16 protein-coding genes and 1 pseudogene are annotated in these 13,866 nt (G+C 70.9%); 13 read left to right on the top strand and 4 right to left on the bottom strand.

Annotation, left to right across the window (positions count from 1 at the left end):
* The first annotated feature begins 279 nt into the window (after positions 1–279).
* The 5 genes from ispD (at position 280) to BJ961_RS34150 (ending at position 6,027) form a co-directional block, all read left to right on the top strand.
* Positions 280–1,080: a 2-C-methyl-D-erythritol 4-phosphate cytidylyltransferase gene (ispD, locus tag BJ961_RS34170; RefSeq protein ID WP_271416634.1), complete on the top strand. Its 801-nt coding sequence runs from the start codon at positions 280–282 to the stop codon at positions 1,078–1,080.
* The gene (gene ispF, locus BJ961_RS34165) at positions 1,070–1,588 is read left to right on the top strand and encodes a 2-C-methyl-D-erythritol 2,4-cyclodiphosphate synthase (protein WP_271416633.1); all 519 of its coding nucleotides are present in this window, start codon (positions 1,070–1,072) and stop codon (positions 1,586–1,588) included. Before ispD ends, ispF begins: the two co-directional genes overlap by 11 nt.
* Positions 1,589–1,709: 121 nt before the next feature.
* Complete coding sequence (gene cysS, locus BJ961_RS34160) at positions 1,710–3,110, top strand: cysteine--tRNA ligase (protein ID WP_271416632.1); 1,401 nt, start codon at positions 1,710–1,712, stop codon at positions 3,108–3,110.
* Between the two features lie 121 nt (positions 3,111–3,231).
* Complete coding sequence (gene rlmB, locus BJ961_RS34155) at positions 3,232–4,176, top strand: 23S rRNA (guanosine(2251)-2'-O)-methyltransferase RlmB (protein ID WP_271416631.1); 945 nt, start codon at positions 3,232–3,234, stop codon at positions 4,174–4,176.
* A 117-nt stretch (positions 4,177–4,293) separates the two neighbouring features.
* Positions 4,294–6,027, top strand: a complete 1,734-nt coding sequence (locus tag BJ961_RS34150; protein ID WP_271416630.1) for a DoxX family membrane protein — start codon at positions 4,294–4,296, stop codon at positions 6,025–6,027.
* Between the two features lie 62 nt (positions 6,028–6,089).
* Here BJ961_RS34150 and BJ961_RS34145 read toward each other — a convergent pair whose 3' ends face one another.
* Positions 6,090–6,299: a DUF397 domain-containing protein gene (locus tag BJ961_RS34145; protein ID WP_271416629.1), complete on the bottom strand. Its 210-nt coding sequence runs from the start codon at positions 6,297–6,299 to the stop codon at positions 6,090–6,092.
* Positions 6,296–6,444, bottom strand: a pseudogene (locus tag BJ961_RS34140) (transcriptional regulator); the annotation flags it as partial. The pseudogene BJ961_RS34140 and the gene BJ961_RS34145, both read right to left, overlap by 4 nt.
* A 107-nt stretch (positions 6,445–6,551) precedes the next feature.
* Between BJ961_RS34140 and BJ961_RS34135 the strand changes: the two are divergent.
* The 8 genes from BJ961_RS34135 (at position 6,552) to BJ961_RS34100 (ending at position 12,338) form a co-directional block, all read left to right on the top strand.
* Positions 6,552–6,992 carry a MarR family winged helix-turn-helix transcriptional regulator gene (locus BJ961_RS34135; RefSeq protein ID WP_271416628.1) on the top strand — a complete coding sequence of 147 codons (441 nt, stop codon included), beginning with the start codon at positions 6,552–6,554 and terminating at the stop codon, positions 6,990–6,992.
* 101 nt (positions 6,993–7,093) lie between these two features.
* Positions 7,094–7,984, top strand: a complete 891-nt coding sequence (locus BJ961_RS34130) for an NmrA/HSCARG family protein (RefSeq protein WP_271416627.1) — start codon at positions 7,094–7,096, stop codon at positions 7,982–7,984.
* Between the two features lie 212 nt (positions 7,985–8,196).
* Positions 8,197–8,601, top strand: a complete 405-nt coding sequence (locus BJ961_RS34125; protein WP_271416626.1) for a WXG100 family type VII secretion target — start codon at positions 8,197–8,199, stop codon at positions 8,599–8,601.
* A gap of 45 nt (positions 8,602–8,646) precedes the next feature.
* Positions 8,647–8,949: a WXG100 family type VII secretion target gene (locus BJ961_RS34120; RefSeq protein WP_271416625.1), complete on the top strand. Its 303-nt coding sequence runs from the start codon at positions 8,647–8,649 to the stop codon at positions 8,947–8,949.
* Positions 8,949–10,700, top strand: a complete 1,752-nt coding sequence (locus tag BJ961_RS34115; RefSeq protein WP_271416624.1) for an RNase A-like domain-containing protein — start codon at positions 8,949–8,951, stop codon at positions 10,698–10,700. The genes BJ961_RS34120 and BJ961_RS34115 overlap by 1 nt, the downstream gene beginning before the upstream one ends.
* Positions 10,701–10,710: 10 nt before the next feature.
* Positions 10,711–11,319, top strand: coding sequence for a hypothetical protein (locus BJ961_RS34110; RefSeq protein ID WP_271416623.1), 609 nt, complete (start codon positions 10,711–10,713; stop codon positions 11,317–11,319).
* An 11-nt stretch (positions 11,320–11,330) separates the two neighbouring features.
* Complete coding sequence (locus BJ961_RS34105; protein WP_271416622.1) at positions 11,331–11,636, top strand: RNase A-like domain-containing protein; 306 nt, start codon at positions 11,331–11,333, stop codon at positions 11,634–11,636.
* A gap of 12 nt (positions 11,637–11,648) precedes the next feature.
* A complete protein-coding gene (locus BJ961_RS34100; RefSeq protein WP_271416621.1) occupies positions 11,649–12,338 on the top strand; it encodes a contact-dependent growth inhibition system immunity protein in 690 nt (229 codons plus the stop codon).
* 74 nt (positions 12,339–12,412) lie between these two features.
* Here BJ961_RS34100 and BJ961_RS34095 read toward each other — a convergent pair whose 3' ends face one another.
* Both BJ961_RS34095 and BJ961_RS34090 read right to left on the bottom strand, forming a co-directional pair.
* Complete coding sequence (locus BJ961_RS34095; RefSeq protein ID WP_271416620.1) at positions 12,413–13,150, bottom strand: nucleotidyltransferase family protein; 738 nt, start codon at positions 13,148–13,150, stop codon at positions 12,413–12,415.
* A 70-nt stretch (positions 13,151–13,220) separates the two neighbouring features.
* Positions 13,221–13,679, bottom strand: coding sequence for a hypothetical protein (locus tag BJ961_RS34090; RefSeq protein ID WP_271417257.1), 459 nt, complete (start codon positions 13,677–13,679; stop codon positions 13,221–13,223).
* Positions 13,680–13,866: the final 187 nt, after the last annotated feature.

The raw sequence follows: 13,866 nt of genomic DNA, 5'->3' as shown, positions 1-13,866 counted from the left end.
CTCGGTTCAGCGCACTGAAATGCCGCGGTGCCCGATGACAACTCTGCTGTCGCCGGGCGCTGCGGCATGTTCGTACCCAAAACTCGGTGCACCGCGTCCGGCACTCCGCACGCCGTTGATCCTCGTACGCTCATCCCGGGAGGCTTTTCCCGGGTCCTGGCGTGCCGGGCCCGGGCTGCTGGCTCGACCAGGGTCACGGAAGGGTCCGGTCAAGGCGTCGCGCCCGGCACGGTGAGGCCATACCCAACTAGGTCGAGCACACAAACCTGACAGGAACCGATGTCTGACGAATCGCGTCCCTCGCCCGCCGAGACGCCCGGTGGGACGTCCGCCGACACGTCCGCCGAGCACCGTACGCACGGCAGGACCGCCGCCGTGATCCCGGCCGCCGGGCGCGGCGTGCGACTCGGCCCCGGCGCACCCAAGGCGCTGCGCGCGCTGGGCGGCACGCCCATGCTCATCCACGCGGTGCGGGCGATGGCCGCCTCCCGCGGGGTCTCCCTCGTCCTGGTCGTCGCTCCGCCCGACGGTGCGGCCGAGGTCAGGAGCCTCCTCGACGCGCACGTGCTGCCCGAGCGCACGGACTTCCTCGTGGTGCCCGGCGGCGAGACCCGGCAGGAGTCCGTACGGCTGGGACTGGACGCGCTGCCGCCCGAGTACGACATCGTCCTCGTGCACGACGCCGCCCGGCCCCTGGTGCCGGTGGACACCGTGGACGCCGTGATCGACGCCGTACGGGAGGGGGCGCCCGCCGTCGTGCCCGCGGTGCCGCTCGCCGACACGGTCAAGCAGGTCGAGCCCGCGACGGCGCCGGGGGGGCCGGAGCGGGTGGTGGCCACGCCCGAGCGGGCGCGGCTGCGTGCGGTGCAGACGCCGCAGGGCTTCGACCGCGGGACGCTGGTGCGGGCCCACGGGACGGTGACCGGCGACGTCACCGACGACGCGAGCATGGTCGAGCAGCTCGGGCTCGCGGTGGTGGTGGTGCCGGGGCACGAGGAGGCGTTCAAGGTGACGCGCCCGCTCGATCTGGTGCTCGCGGAGGCGGTACTGGCGCGCAGGAGGCTCAACGATGGATTCTGAGACGAACGGGCAGCCGCCGCTGCCGCAGGTCGGGATCGGTACGGACATCCACGCCTTCGAGGACGGGCGTGAACTGTGGTGCGCCGGCCTGAAGTGGGAGGGCCAGGGGACCGGGCTCGCCGGGCACTCCGACGCGGACGTCGTCGCGCACGCGGCGTGCAACGCGCTGTTCTCCGCGGCCGGGCTCGGCGACCTGGGGCAGCACTTCGGTACCGGACGGCCCGAGTGGTCCGGCGCGTCCGGTGTGACGCTGCTGACGGAGGCGGCCCGGATCGTGCGGGCGGCCGGGTTCCGGATCGGGAACGTCGCGGTGCAGGTGGTGGGGGACCGGCCCAAGGTCGGCAAGCGGCGGGACGAGGCGCAGCAGGTTCTCTCCGCCGCTGTGGGGGCGCCGGTGTCCGTGTCGGGCGCGACGACGGACGGGCTGGGCTTCCCGGGGCGGGGCGAGGGACTGATGGCGGTGGCCACGGCGCTGGTCGTGCGGGTCGCCCAGGACGGCGGCCGGTAGGAGTGCGGTAGAAGCGCGGCAGGAGGGCGGGGGCGTTCCGCGTCGCCCGCCACGGTCGCGGTCCCGCAACAACGCGGGCCGTGTGCCCTGGGCACTGCCCGGGGCCTACTACCCTGGACTCGTGACTATTCGGCTGTACGACACCAGCGCCCGGCAGATCCGTGACTTCGCCCCCCTCACGCCGGGCTGCGTCTCGATCTACCTGTGTGGCGCCACCGTGCAGGCCGCCCCGCACATCGGGCACATCCGGTCCGGACTGAACTTCGACATCATGCGCCGCTGGTTCGCGTACCGCGGCTACGACGTCACCTTCATCCGCAACGTCACCGACATCGACGACAAGATCATCAGGAAGGCGGAGCAGCAGAACCGCCCCTGGTGGTCCATCGGCTACGAGAACGAACGGGCGTTCAACGACGCCTACGACGCCCTCGGCTGCCTGCCGCCCACCTACGAGCCGCGCGCCACCGGCCACATCACCGAGATGGTCGAGATGATGCGCGGCCTCATCGAGCGCGGGCACGCCTACGAGGCCGAGGGCAACGTCTACTTCGACGTACGGTCCCTGCCCGGGTACCTCTCCCTGTCCAACCAGGACCTCGACGAGCTGCGCCAGCCCGCCGGAGAAGGCGAGACCGGCAAGCGGGACCCGCGGGACTTCGCCATGTGGAAGGCGGCCAAGCCCGGGGAGCCGAGCTGGGAGACGCCGTGGGGGCGGGGACGGCCCGGCTGGCACCTGGAGTGCTCCGCGATGGCGCACAAGTACCTGGGCAGCGAGTTCGACATCCACGGGGGCGGGATCGACCTGATCTTCCCGCACCACGAGAACGAGATCGCCCAGGCCAAGGGCTTCGGCGACGCCTTCGCCCGGTACTGGGTGCACAACGCCTGGGTCACCATGAGCGGCGAGAAGATGTCGAAGTCGCTCGGCAACAGCGTGCTCGTGAGCGAGATGGTCAAGCAGTGGCGCCCGGTCGTGCTGCGGTACTACCTCGGCACCCCGCACTACCGCTCCACCATCGAGTACAGCGAGGAGTCGCTGCGCGAGGCCGAGTCGGCGTACGCGCGGATCGAGGGCTTCGTGCAGCGCGTCACCGAGCTGGCCGGCCGGACCGTCGAGCCGGCCGCCGAGGTACCGCCCGCCTTCGCCGAGGCGATGGACGACGACCTGGGCGTCCCGCAGGCGCTCGCGATCGTGCACACCACCGTCCGGCAGGGCAACAGCGCGCTGGCCGCCGACGACAAGGACGCCGCCGTGGCGCGGCTCGCCGAGGTGCGCGCCATGCTCGGCGTGCTGGGCCTGGACCCGCTGGACGCGCGGTGGGCCGGGGAGCAGGAGCAGGGCGAGGACCTGCGGCACGTCGTCGACGACCTCGTACGGCTCGTGCTCGACCAGCGCGAGTCCGCGCGGGCGCGGAAGGACTGGGCCACGGCCGACGCCATCCGCGACCGGCTCGGGCAGTCCGGACTGGTCATCGAGGACGGCCCGCAGGGGCCCCGCTGGAGCCTCGGCTCCCGCTGATCCGGCGGGGCGGCGAGATCCGAGCCCGTAGATCGATTGTGCCGCCCGGCCCTCCGGGCGGCACACTGCATAAGACGCACGTACGACGCACACTCCCGTAGAGAGCGGAGACAGGTAACTCATGGCCGCGAACAACCGCCGCATGTCCGGCAAGAAGGGCGCGCAGGTCGGCAGCGGCGGCAAGCGACGCCGGGGCCTGGAAGGCAAGGGGCCGACGCCCCCCGCCGAGATGCGCAAGGGGCACGCCAAGCAGCGCGCCGCCAACGCGAAGGCCCGCCGCACCACGGGCGGCCGTCCGCAGCAGCGGCGCGGCGGCGGCCGGTCGACGTCCGAACTGGTCGTCGGCCGCAACCCGGTCTACGAGGCACTGCGCGAGGGCGTGCCCGCCTCCACGCTCTACGTCCAGCAGTTCATCGACAACGACGAGCGGGTGCGCGAGGCCCTCCAGCTCGCCGCCGAGCGCGGCGGGATCAACCTGATGGAGGCGCCGCGTCCCGAGCTGGACCGGATGACCAACGGGCTGAACCACCAGGGTCTCGTCCTCCAGGTGCCGCCGTACGAGTACGCGCACCCCGAGGACCTGGTCGCCGCCGCCCACGACGAGGGCGCCGACCCGCTGATCGTCGCCCTCGACGGCGTGACCGACCCGCGCAACCTCGGCGCCGTCGTCCGCTCCGTCTCCGCCTTCGGCGGCCACGGCGTCGTCGTGCCCGAGCGGCGCGCGGCCGGCATGACGGCGGGCGCCTGGAAGACGTCCGCCGGCACGGCCGCCCGTACGCCGGTGGCCCGCGCCACCAACCTCACGCGGGCGCTGGAGACGTACCAGAAGGCCGGGATCACGGTCGTCGGCCTCGCCGCCGACGGCGAGGCCGAGCTGGGTGACGTGGAGGCCCTGGGCGGCCCCGTGGTCATCGTCGTCGGCAGCGAGGGCAAGGGCCTGTCGCGACTGGTCGGCGAGACGTGCGACGTCCGGGTCCGCATCCCGATGCCCGGCGGCGCCGAGTCGCTGAACGCCGGTGTCGCGGCGGGGATCGTGCTGTACGAGGCGTCGCGCCGACGCTCCTGAACGGACGTTCGCCGCATAGCTCAAACGGGGTGTTCGAGGCTGTCCCGACATGCTTGACGCGGTCCGGACAGATCGGGTCGGTCAAGGCAGTGTCCTAACGACACGTCACTCGGTTAGATGAGTGTGGACACCAGAACACCCCGCACACCCACGGGGGACCGCTCGTCGGGATACGACGACGCTCCCGCGCTGAGCATGGTGAAGGTGCCGAGCGATCCGGCCCAGGTCATCGTCAACCACGCGAGTTTCCGCGTGCAGTTCGGTGCCTCCGCGCGGCGGACCCAGTCCCCGCGGATCGCGCGGCACCTGAGCGCCACCCAGAACACCGCCCGCGTGCCCGCCGCGGGCCGCCGCCGCGCCGTCGTGTGGAGCGGGCGGTCCGACCCGGACGACACCGGAGCGCACCGACTGCTCCAGGCGGTGCGCGCCGGAGCCGGTCACCACACCGACGACCCGGCCGTCGACCTCACCGCCGACGCCGGAGCCACCCAGGTCATCCCGCGGGTCGGCGTCGACGGCGGCCCCCTCGGCTACGACGACGGCGGCCCCGCCACCCAGACGCTGGAGACCCCCCTCGTCGGCGCCCAGCGCGGCCCCCTCCCCGACGGCACCCGGCTGCTGCCCGCCATGCGCACGGTCGGCAGCGCCTACGACGAGCCCGCCTACGGCGGACCGGGCCACGGCGAACCCGGTTACGGCGAACCCGGCTACGGCGCGGAGGACTTCGAGACCGGCTACGACGGCACCGACGGCTACGGCGACGACCCCGAACGGGGTGAGCCCCGCAGCAGGCGCCGCTCCGACGACCCCGCGCGGCACGCCTACTTCCCCGGCCGCCGCATGAACCTCGGCGTCGTCCTGCTCCCCCTGCGCGTCTTCCTCGGCTTCATCTCCATCTACGCCGGCATGGGCAAGCTCTGCGACCCCGTCTACTTCGACGGCGGCGAGCGCGGCTCCATGGTCAAGTGGCTCAACACCCTGCACCCCTGGGACGTCGCCGAGCCGCTGCGCCAGTTCGCCCTCGCCCACCCGGTGGGCGCCGGGCTGGTCATCGCCTTCCTCCAGGTGCTGGTGGGCGTCCTCACCGTCCTCGGCTGCTGGCAGCGCGTCGCCGCCGTCGTCGGCGCGACGCTGTCCGCCGCGCTCCTCGTCACCGTCAGCTGGAAGAGCGTCCCCGTCTACGACGCGCCCGACATCATCTACCTCGCCGCCTGGTCGCCGCTGATCATCGCCGGGGCGCCCGTCTACTCCGTGGACGGCAGGCTCGCGGGCAGCGCCTGGCGCCGGCTCGGCCCCCGCTCCGACATCTGGGACCTGCGCCGCTACGTCCTGCGCCGCGGCGCCCTCATCACGTTCCTCGTCGCCGGAGTGACCCTCCTCGCCGGCTCCGTCCTGGGCGGCGCCGTCCGGGACGCCGACCGCGTGGTCGTCCCCGGGCCCGGCGAGGCCCCGCGCAACGAACTGCCCGGCTCCCCGCTCCCGCAGGAGCCCGGCACCCGCAAGCCGAAGACCCCGGAGGCCTCCGCCTCACCCACCCGGGGCGCCACCGGCGAGGCGGGCTCCACCCCCTCCAAGGACGCGGCGACCACTCCGGGAGCCACCCGCGACAGCGGCACGGCCACCACCGGCGGCGGCATGCCCAGCCAGACCCAGGGCACCACCGGCCAGGCCCCGCCCCGGCAGTCCACCCCGGCCGACCGGGCACCGAGCACCACGGCGGGCCCGACGTCCGGCGGCGCCTCGACGGGCGGCACCGGAGGCTCGACCGGCAGCACCGGCAACGACGACGGCGGCGGTTCCTCCTCCACCGGAGAGCCGGGCGGCCGCCTGGTCGGCGGCCTCCTGGGCTAGCCGGCCCAACCCGTGCCCCGTCCCCGGCGACGACCGGGGGCGGGGCACGCGCGGTTGTCGCGTCAGTGGTCCGACGCGTAGGTCACGAAGCTCGTCCAGGCGTCCGGCACGAGGGCGAGCCGGGGTCCTGTCACGTTCTTGGAGTCGCGGACGTGGATAAGGCCGGGGGCTATCGCGATCTCCACGCAGGAGTCGCCATCGGGGCCGTCGCTGTAGCTGCTCTTGAACCAGGCCAGTTCAGAAACGTCCTCGGTAGAAGCCTTGCAGATCATGTCTCTCCCAGAACTGCTCGATGAAGGCCAGCGACTCCCGAGGAGTGAGAGCCTGCGCCCGGATCGTCCCATACCGCAGCTCAAGGATCCGCAGCTGTTTGGGGTCAAACGTCGGCCGACCGCTGAACGCACCGGCGCGTGACCCGTCGCGCGCCGGTAGAGGCGCTACCCGAGGGCCTCCCGGTCAGTGGTGTGGCCTGCCGGTATGCGACGAGTAGGCTGATCGCTCATCATCGGACCGGGGAGGTCGGCGTGGACTATGGCGACAAGCTCTTCTGGCTCTCGGTCGTGATCCAACGCAAGTACGCGCAGGTCTGCGCCGGGTTCGACCTGACCCCCTCGCAGGCCACGCTGCTCTGCGCCGTCAGGAACGAGCCGCGGCGGATGGCTGACCTCGCCGCGTCGTTGGGTATGACCAAGAACGCCCTGAGCCAGCTGGTCGATCGCACCGCGCGGCGCGAGCTGGTCGGCCGGGCAGGCTCGGCGCAGGACCGGCGGGTCGTCATGCTCAGTGTGACGCCCGCGGGGAAGGTGCTCGCCGAGGCCGTTTACGCCGAGGTCGCCAAGCGCCTGCCCGAGATCGCGAAGAACCTCGACGCCGACGATCAGCGCGACTTCGAGCGCGTGGCCACCGCCATCGTGGACACCTCGGACCTCTCTTCGCCCGCATCGAACCAATCCATCACGCCGTAAGAGCCCGCTACACCCGCTACACCCGCTACACCCGCACCTTGACGATGTTCATGCCGTGAACTAATTTCGTTCATGCCATGAACTAGTGAAGGGTGGCAGCGATGAGCACACAGACGACCGGCACGATCGCAGTCTTCGGTGCGACGGGCCAACAGGGCGGGGCGGTGGTCGACGCGCTTCTGGACCACAAGGCGCGGGTGCGGGCCTTGGTCCGCGACCCGCAGTCCGACCGGGCTCAGGCACTGGCCGCCCGCGGCGTCGAGCTGGCGGCCGTCCGGGCCGACGACCCGGCGTCGCTGATCGCCGCGCTGGCGACGGTCGAGGGGTTCTACTTCATGACCCCGGAGGCGAACAGCCTCGAAGAGGTCGAGGCGGAGATCCGCATCGGTACCGCGCTCGTCGACGCGGCGGTCGAGGCGGGCGTTCCGCACGTCGTGTTCAACTCGGTCTTCGGAGCGGACCGTGAGTCGGGTGTGCCGCACCACGACTCGAAGCACTCGATCGAGGAGCACCTGAGGAAGTCCGGCCTCAGGGCCTCGATGGTTCGCGCGACCGCCTTCATGGAGAACTTCGCGAGCGTGATGGCACCGAGCCTGGAGCATGGGGAGATCGTGCTGAGGCTGCCGCTGCCGGAGGACGTCGCCCTGAAGATGATCTCGGTCAGGGACATCGGCCGGGTCGCCGCCGCACTCCTGCTCGACACCGCGGAGGCGCCCGGCGGAGCCGTCGAGCTCGTCGGCGACGAGCTGACGGGCCCCCAGATCGCGGCGGCGTTCGGCGCGCACGCCGGGCTCCCGGCACGGTACGAGGCGGTCCCGCTGAGCGTGCTTCCCACCGACCTCGACAAGGTGATGTTCCGCGAGTTCGCGAAGGCGGCGGAACACCCTTCGGACCCCGCGGCGGTGCGCTCGATCGAGCCGGCCACCCTGGACCTGGCCGGGTGGATCCGAGCCACCGGCTGGACCGTGCCCACAAACGTGGCGGGTTCCTGAGCCTCCGGCCGCGACGAACGCCCCGCGACCGTCCCCACGGTCTCGGGGCTCTGGGCACGGCAACGCATCCGCCAGCGGGTAAGGACGCGAACTGCCCTTGCGCACGGGCGACTTATTGCCGTCCTGCGGCGAGACGAAGTTGTTAAGGTGCCTTGGGATGTGTCAAGTGGGCCGCGAGGCAGCGGCACTTCTGATCACAAACGGGGGAAGCGATGGGCGGCGCAGGCGAACAGCCACGACTTCGGGTGCATGCCGACCGGTTGACGGACCTGGCCGATGACCTCGACGGTATGCAGGAGCACCTGGACAAGCAGGTCCGACGCATGGACGCGATCGTCGACCGGATCGAGGCGGGATGGCAGGGGCCGGCCGCCCGCGCCTACCGCGACCTGCACCGGGGCGCGGCCGAGGACGCCGTACGCATCCGCATGGTCATCCAGGCCGTCGAACAGGCCGTGCGGTTGAGCCGGGACGGGTTTTCGCAGCGCGACCTGGACGTCATGGCGGAGCTACGGAAGATCCAGGTCGCCACCGACGTGGGGCGCGAAGCGGACGCGCTGTCCACGCCGAACACCGAGGTACCCGCCACACCGCGCAGCAGCCTCTCCGACTTCTGACAGCTCGTACGCCGACCGACGACTTCAGCTTCGGAACGGAGAAGCATGACGGACGACGACCACATCACCGTCGATTTCGCGACGCTGCAGGGCCTCTCCGGGGATCTGGAGGACATTCTCAAAGGTCTCAACGAGCAGTTGGACCTGCTCTACCGGCGAGCGGAGAAGGTCGTCCTGACCTGGGAGGGCGAAGCCCGCGAGACGTTCATCGACAAGTTGGACGAGTGGGACCGGTCCGCGGCGGATCTCCAGGCGGCCCAGGCGTGGCTGCACGACGTCGTAGTCAATGGAGAGATCAACTACGCGGCCGCGCACAGGGCGGTACTACGGGGCTGGGGCGCGGCCTGATGGCGGACCTGCCTTCCGACAAGCAGCGGCAGCGGGAACGGGACCAGGCCAGGACCGCGCCGCCCAACCGGGGCGTGGGCCGCTTCGATGTGCAGCCTCAACACCTCTACTTCACCTCGCTCGTCGTGCGGGACGGTCAGTTCGACTACGACAAGCAGGCGAAAACGCTGATGGAGACCCTGGACAAGTACAGCCAGTCCGCGGGAACGGGCTGGGGCGCGGACTCCTTCGCGGATCGGTACGGCATCGTCGCCGGGAAGTTCCTGGAACTCTGGGCGAAGAGCGTGGTGTCGGTGGGCGGTGTGGCGGTGGGCCTCACCCAGACCGCGAACAACTACACGCAGGCGGACTGGGCGGCCGGCAAGGGCAAGGGCGAGCCACCGGAGGAGAAGCAGCCGCCGGCGGTCATCACCTCCGCGCCCAAGTACGGTCCGCCGAACGACCTGACCTGGCGGGGGGAGGGCGAGTACCACGACTCGTGGGCGATCTCCGGGATTCTCGGAGAAGTCCCTGACTTCCTCATGTTCATCATGAAACCCGCGGTCGACGAAGGGCTGAGACTCGGCCGCGTCCACGAGATCACGCCTGGTGTCGAGGAAGAGGAGTTCCGCGACATCGCCGGGGCCTGGCGCGAAGTCTCCAAGGGCGCGAAGAAGGCGGCGGACGACTTCACGGACGCGATCTCCTACATCACCGACCCCACGGGCAACGGTGAATGGCAGGCCGCGATGAACGCCTTCTGCCAGACGATCTGGGGGACCACGGCCTGGGGCAAGGCCCGTGACCAGCGGGCCGAGGTGACGGCCAAGAAGGGCACCCGGAACTGGAAGACCCAGGGGAAGGTGGCCCCCTCCACCAGGCGCCCCATCATCGAAGTCCTCGACAAGAGCGCGAACACCATACAGAAGCTGTTCGACGACCTCGCCGACGTCGGGCAGAAGACCACGGAGACCACCATGCGCCTCGGCAAGGAGGCCGCGGAGAAGACGGTGAAGGACCTGACCACGGGCCTCGATCCCTTCGAGGCCACCAAGCTCGCGGTCGGGCTCGTGGTCGCGGAGGTCGTCCTGACCTTCCGGTCCCACATGGACAAGGCGGGCATGGACGCGGCGGTGGGGGCCTATCACGAGGCATTCGGTGACGCCGCGGGCAAGCTGGCCATGCTCGAGTTCGAACTCGACGAGGCGCTCCTGAGCGTGCCCACGTTCCAGGCGGAACGGGCTCGGGCGCAGGGGTTCGGGGCGCGCTCCCTGAACGAGTTCAAGAAGGAACACAGCTGGCAGCTGCCGGAGAGCCGGTTCCCGTACACGTACTCGATGGACCTCGCGGCGGCGGAGGGGCTGGGCGGAGCGCACGCTCTCGACAAGCACGTGGGGAAGACCGATGAGCAGTTGTTGCAGCGGCTTCGGGATGAGCAGAAGCAGAGCGGCAAGTACGGCATTCCCGGCGCATCCACCTATGCCGACATCGAGTCCGCTCAGCGGTACACGCAGTACTGCCTCCGTGACAATACCGCTGAGATCGATGAGTGGCTGAACGGGAACCCACCGAGCGCGACGAAGGAGATCGAGACGAAGTCCGTCCCCGTCCAGGGGCCCCTCGTCGGCGATGCGGTCACCGGTAGGGGCTCGTCCGTGGGCGACGACGGCAAGCTCTCGGAGGTACGCGACACCAACGGAATTGCGATACGCCTCCTGTACAAACCAGACTTGAACCCGCCCTACATCGTCTTCAGTTCGATGCCCAAGTGAGAGGCCCCGGATGCACAGCGAATCCCACCGTGATCCGACGTGTGGACTGCCGGTGTCTCTGAATGCCGGCACATGGTCGGAGGCGGTCGAGATGTATCGCCATCGGTACTCGTTCGTCGCTGTGGGGCCGCGGACCGGGGAGGACTGGCTGCCCGACGTGGCCGCGATCATGCGCAGGGAGGTGGCGGATCCCCGGGGGTGGCGAGGCGACGACCCGGAAGTGGGAGAACCGGAGTTGCTGGAGGACCCCGCCTTCCCGTTCCGCGTTCCGCCGATGGACGAAGAGGGCGCTGCGCAGTGGCGAAAGGGACTGTACGAGGTCCCGCGCCGTTCGGTGGTTCGTCTCCTCGTCATGCTGGCCACCAATGAGATGAACGTGACTCGGCAACGTGGGTTCGCCGAGCGCAGAGCCGGCATGGAACGCCACGCGGAGGTGATCCTTTCGCGCTTTCCCGGCGGATCGGCATTCTTCACCAACACCAGTCATGGCGGTGAGGATCCGGACTTCTACGAGCGGGTCTCCGGCTGTTGGCCGATGTCCCAGTACGCCTGGGACTTCGGGCTCCTCGCGGTGTCTGATGACGAAATCGGCCTCATCTGGTCGTTCGACGCAAGCTGAAGTGGACAGACATGACCGTACGGACCCGTTCGGCCACCTACCCCGACCGAGAGACCGCCCACTGGGCCACCCAGCAGGTGGTGACGGCCAACGAGCAGAGGATTCACCGCTGGCTCGCCCAGAGCACCCGCGCCCGCCTCACCATCGAGGCCGCCTGGCCCTCTCGCGCGGAGCCCGTCGGCCGGGTACTGCTGCAGGCGATGATGCTTGCCGGGCGCGAGCCCGTTGACGTGCGTGCGGCGCGTGTCGTCCTCAGGCGGGAGCAGAGCAGCCCGCACGGCTTCGTCGTGCTCACCACCGTCCCGATCTACCTGTAGGGGTCCAGCGCCGTGTCCATGAAGCCGCTCGAGTTCGACCGTCGCTACGGCGAGTTGGACCAGGTGATCAGCGCGTACACCGGCATGCCGGCCGACGACGAGCCGGACAGGCCGAGTGACGCCCTGAGGGCCTACCTGCGCCACACCTGGCACACCCGCCCCTGGGCTCTGGCCACGGCCGAACGGCAGATCCGCGAGTACGCCCGCAACCCGCCGTGCCGACTGCGCCTGAGCCTCGGCGAGTTCTACCCCGTGCCGGACGTCGGACTGCCCCAGTCGGAGATCCAGGACTGGCTCTTCGTGATCGCGGACCACCTGAAGCGGTCGATCGAGGAGGGCGAGGTCCCGGCACCGGACCGGCCTCGCACCCACTGGGAGTGGCATGCCCGCTTCCCCGAGCTGGGCCAGTTCCTCGGCGGCTGGTTCTCGCAGGACATGCCGGACGAGTTCACGGACCACGAGGCGGCCGTACGCGACTACGGCGCCACGACCGACCCGTCTCTGGCCGCCCGCCTCACGGGCGAACTCCACGAACTGCTGGCCCTCGCTCTCGAGGAGTCCGACTACGCCCTCGCCCTGGCCGAGCTGGGCATGGAGGTCGACCCGCCATCGCCCTACTCCCCGAGCGGCTGGCTCGTCCACCTCGCGGACGGACTTGGCGGCTTCAAGGCGGATTACGGACCCGGGCCGACCGGTCCCTGACAGGGCGCGGCCGAGCTACCGGGGGAGGCGTGGGGCGGCAGTGCGGTGGCCGCTTCCGTAGCCCGCCGGGCCGCTCAGCGGCCGGACAGGGCCGCCAGTTCGCGGGCCGCCTCCGTGAGGTCCTTCGCGGTGTCGATCGCGCGCCAGTAGGAGCCCTGGGGGATCGGGAAGCCGGCCAGGCGGCGTTCCCGGGCCAGGCGGGGGAACGTGGTGCGTTCGTGGTCGCCGCGTTCCGGGAGCATCGCGGCGAACTCCGGGGAGAAGACGTACACGCCGGCGTTGATCTCGAAGGTCGACGGCGGAGCCTCGATGAAGTCGGTGATGTGACCGAAGCCGTCCGTCTGCACGGCGCCCCACGGCAGCCGCGGGCGGGCCAGGGCGAGGGTCGCGACGGCGTCCCGTTCGGCGTGGAAGTCGGCCAGGTCGCGCAGCGAGAAACGGGTCCAGATGTCGCCGTTCGTGGCGTACCAGGGCCGGTCGGGGTGGGGCAGACGCGCGGCGGCGTACCTGAGGCCGCCGCCGCGGCCCAGCGGCTCGGTCTCCACGACCGTGGTGACGGAGAGCGGCAGGTCGGCGCTCTCCAGCCACTTCTGCAGCACCTCGGCCAGATGCCCGCAGGAGACGACGACGTCCGTCACGCCCTCCTCGGCGAGCCAGGCGAGCTGGTGCCCGATGATCGGGGTCCCGGTGCCCGGGATCTCGACCATCGGCTTGGGCCGGTCGTCGGTGTAGGGGCGCAGCCGGGAACCCTGCCCGCCGGCCAGGACGACGGCTTGAACGGGGCGGCGGGACGCGGCGTTCGGATCGGTCATGCCCGAACTGTACGCGGCGCCCCACCCAACGCCCCAAGGCCATGGCGCCCTGTCGCCGCGAGGGGCGGCCTCAGCCGTGCGCGGCCAGGACGCCGGAGGCGAAGGCCGTGTCGCAGACGGGGCGGGCGTACGACTGGGCGCGCGTCGGGCCGTAGACCTTCACCGCGGCGCGGCCCAGCGCGCGGGCGATGGTCGCGCAGTGGTCGGCCAGCGAAGGACGCTCGTTCACCGCCTGCTGGAGGTGGGTGAGGGCGACGCCCGGGTCCTCCTCCTGCAACTCGGTCAGCAGCCGGTCGCGCAGCACCTCGTGCGGGGCGCGGGCGGCGGCCCGGGAGGTGGAGGCCTTGGACGAGGACGCCTCCGACGCGGCGAGCACCGAGTCGGCGGGATCCCCGGACCAGTTGACCCGGGTGACCGCGAGAGTCCCGGAGAGCACCAGGACGACGGGCAGGACGAAGGCGAGAGAGCGGCCGATCCGGCGGGCGGGGCCCCGGCCGCGTCGCGTCTGTCGGGTGGTGGAGTGCTTCACGGAGTGCTTCACGCGAGTGAGGGTAGCGCCCGGTAATGATTTGGCGACATTTAGTCACCCTTACGGGGGATGAAGAGTGGTTGCGAACGGGGTAGAGGGTTGACGAACGTGGGTCGAAACGTCCGTTGTGCCGGGGAAATTGTCGACAACGAAAAGAGCCCCGCAGCAGGCCGCGGGGCTTTTCTCG

It is taken from the genome of Streptomyces lienomycini, from assembly GCF_027947595.1.
Lineage (GTDB): Bacteria > Actinomycetota > Actinomycetes > Streptomycetales > Streptomycetaceae > Streptomyces > Streptomyces lienomycini.
Note: the sequence above shows the minus strand (reverse complement) of the source record. Positions and strands in the feature narration are given on the sequence as shown.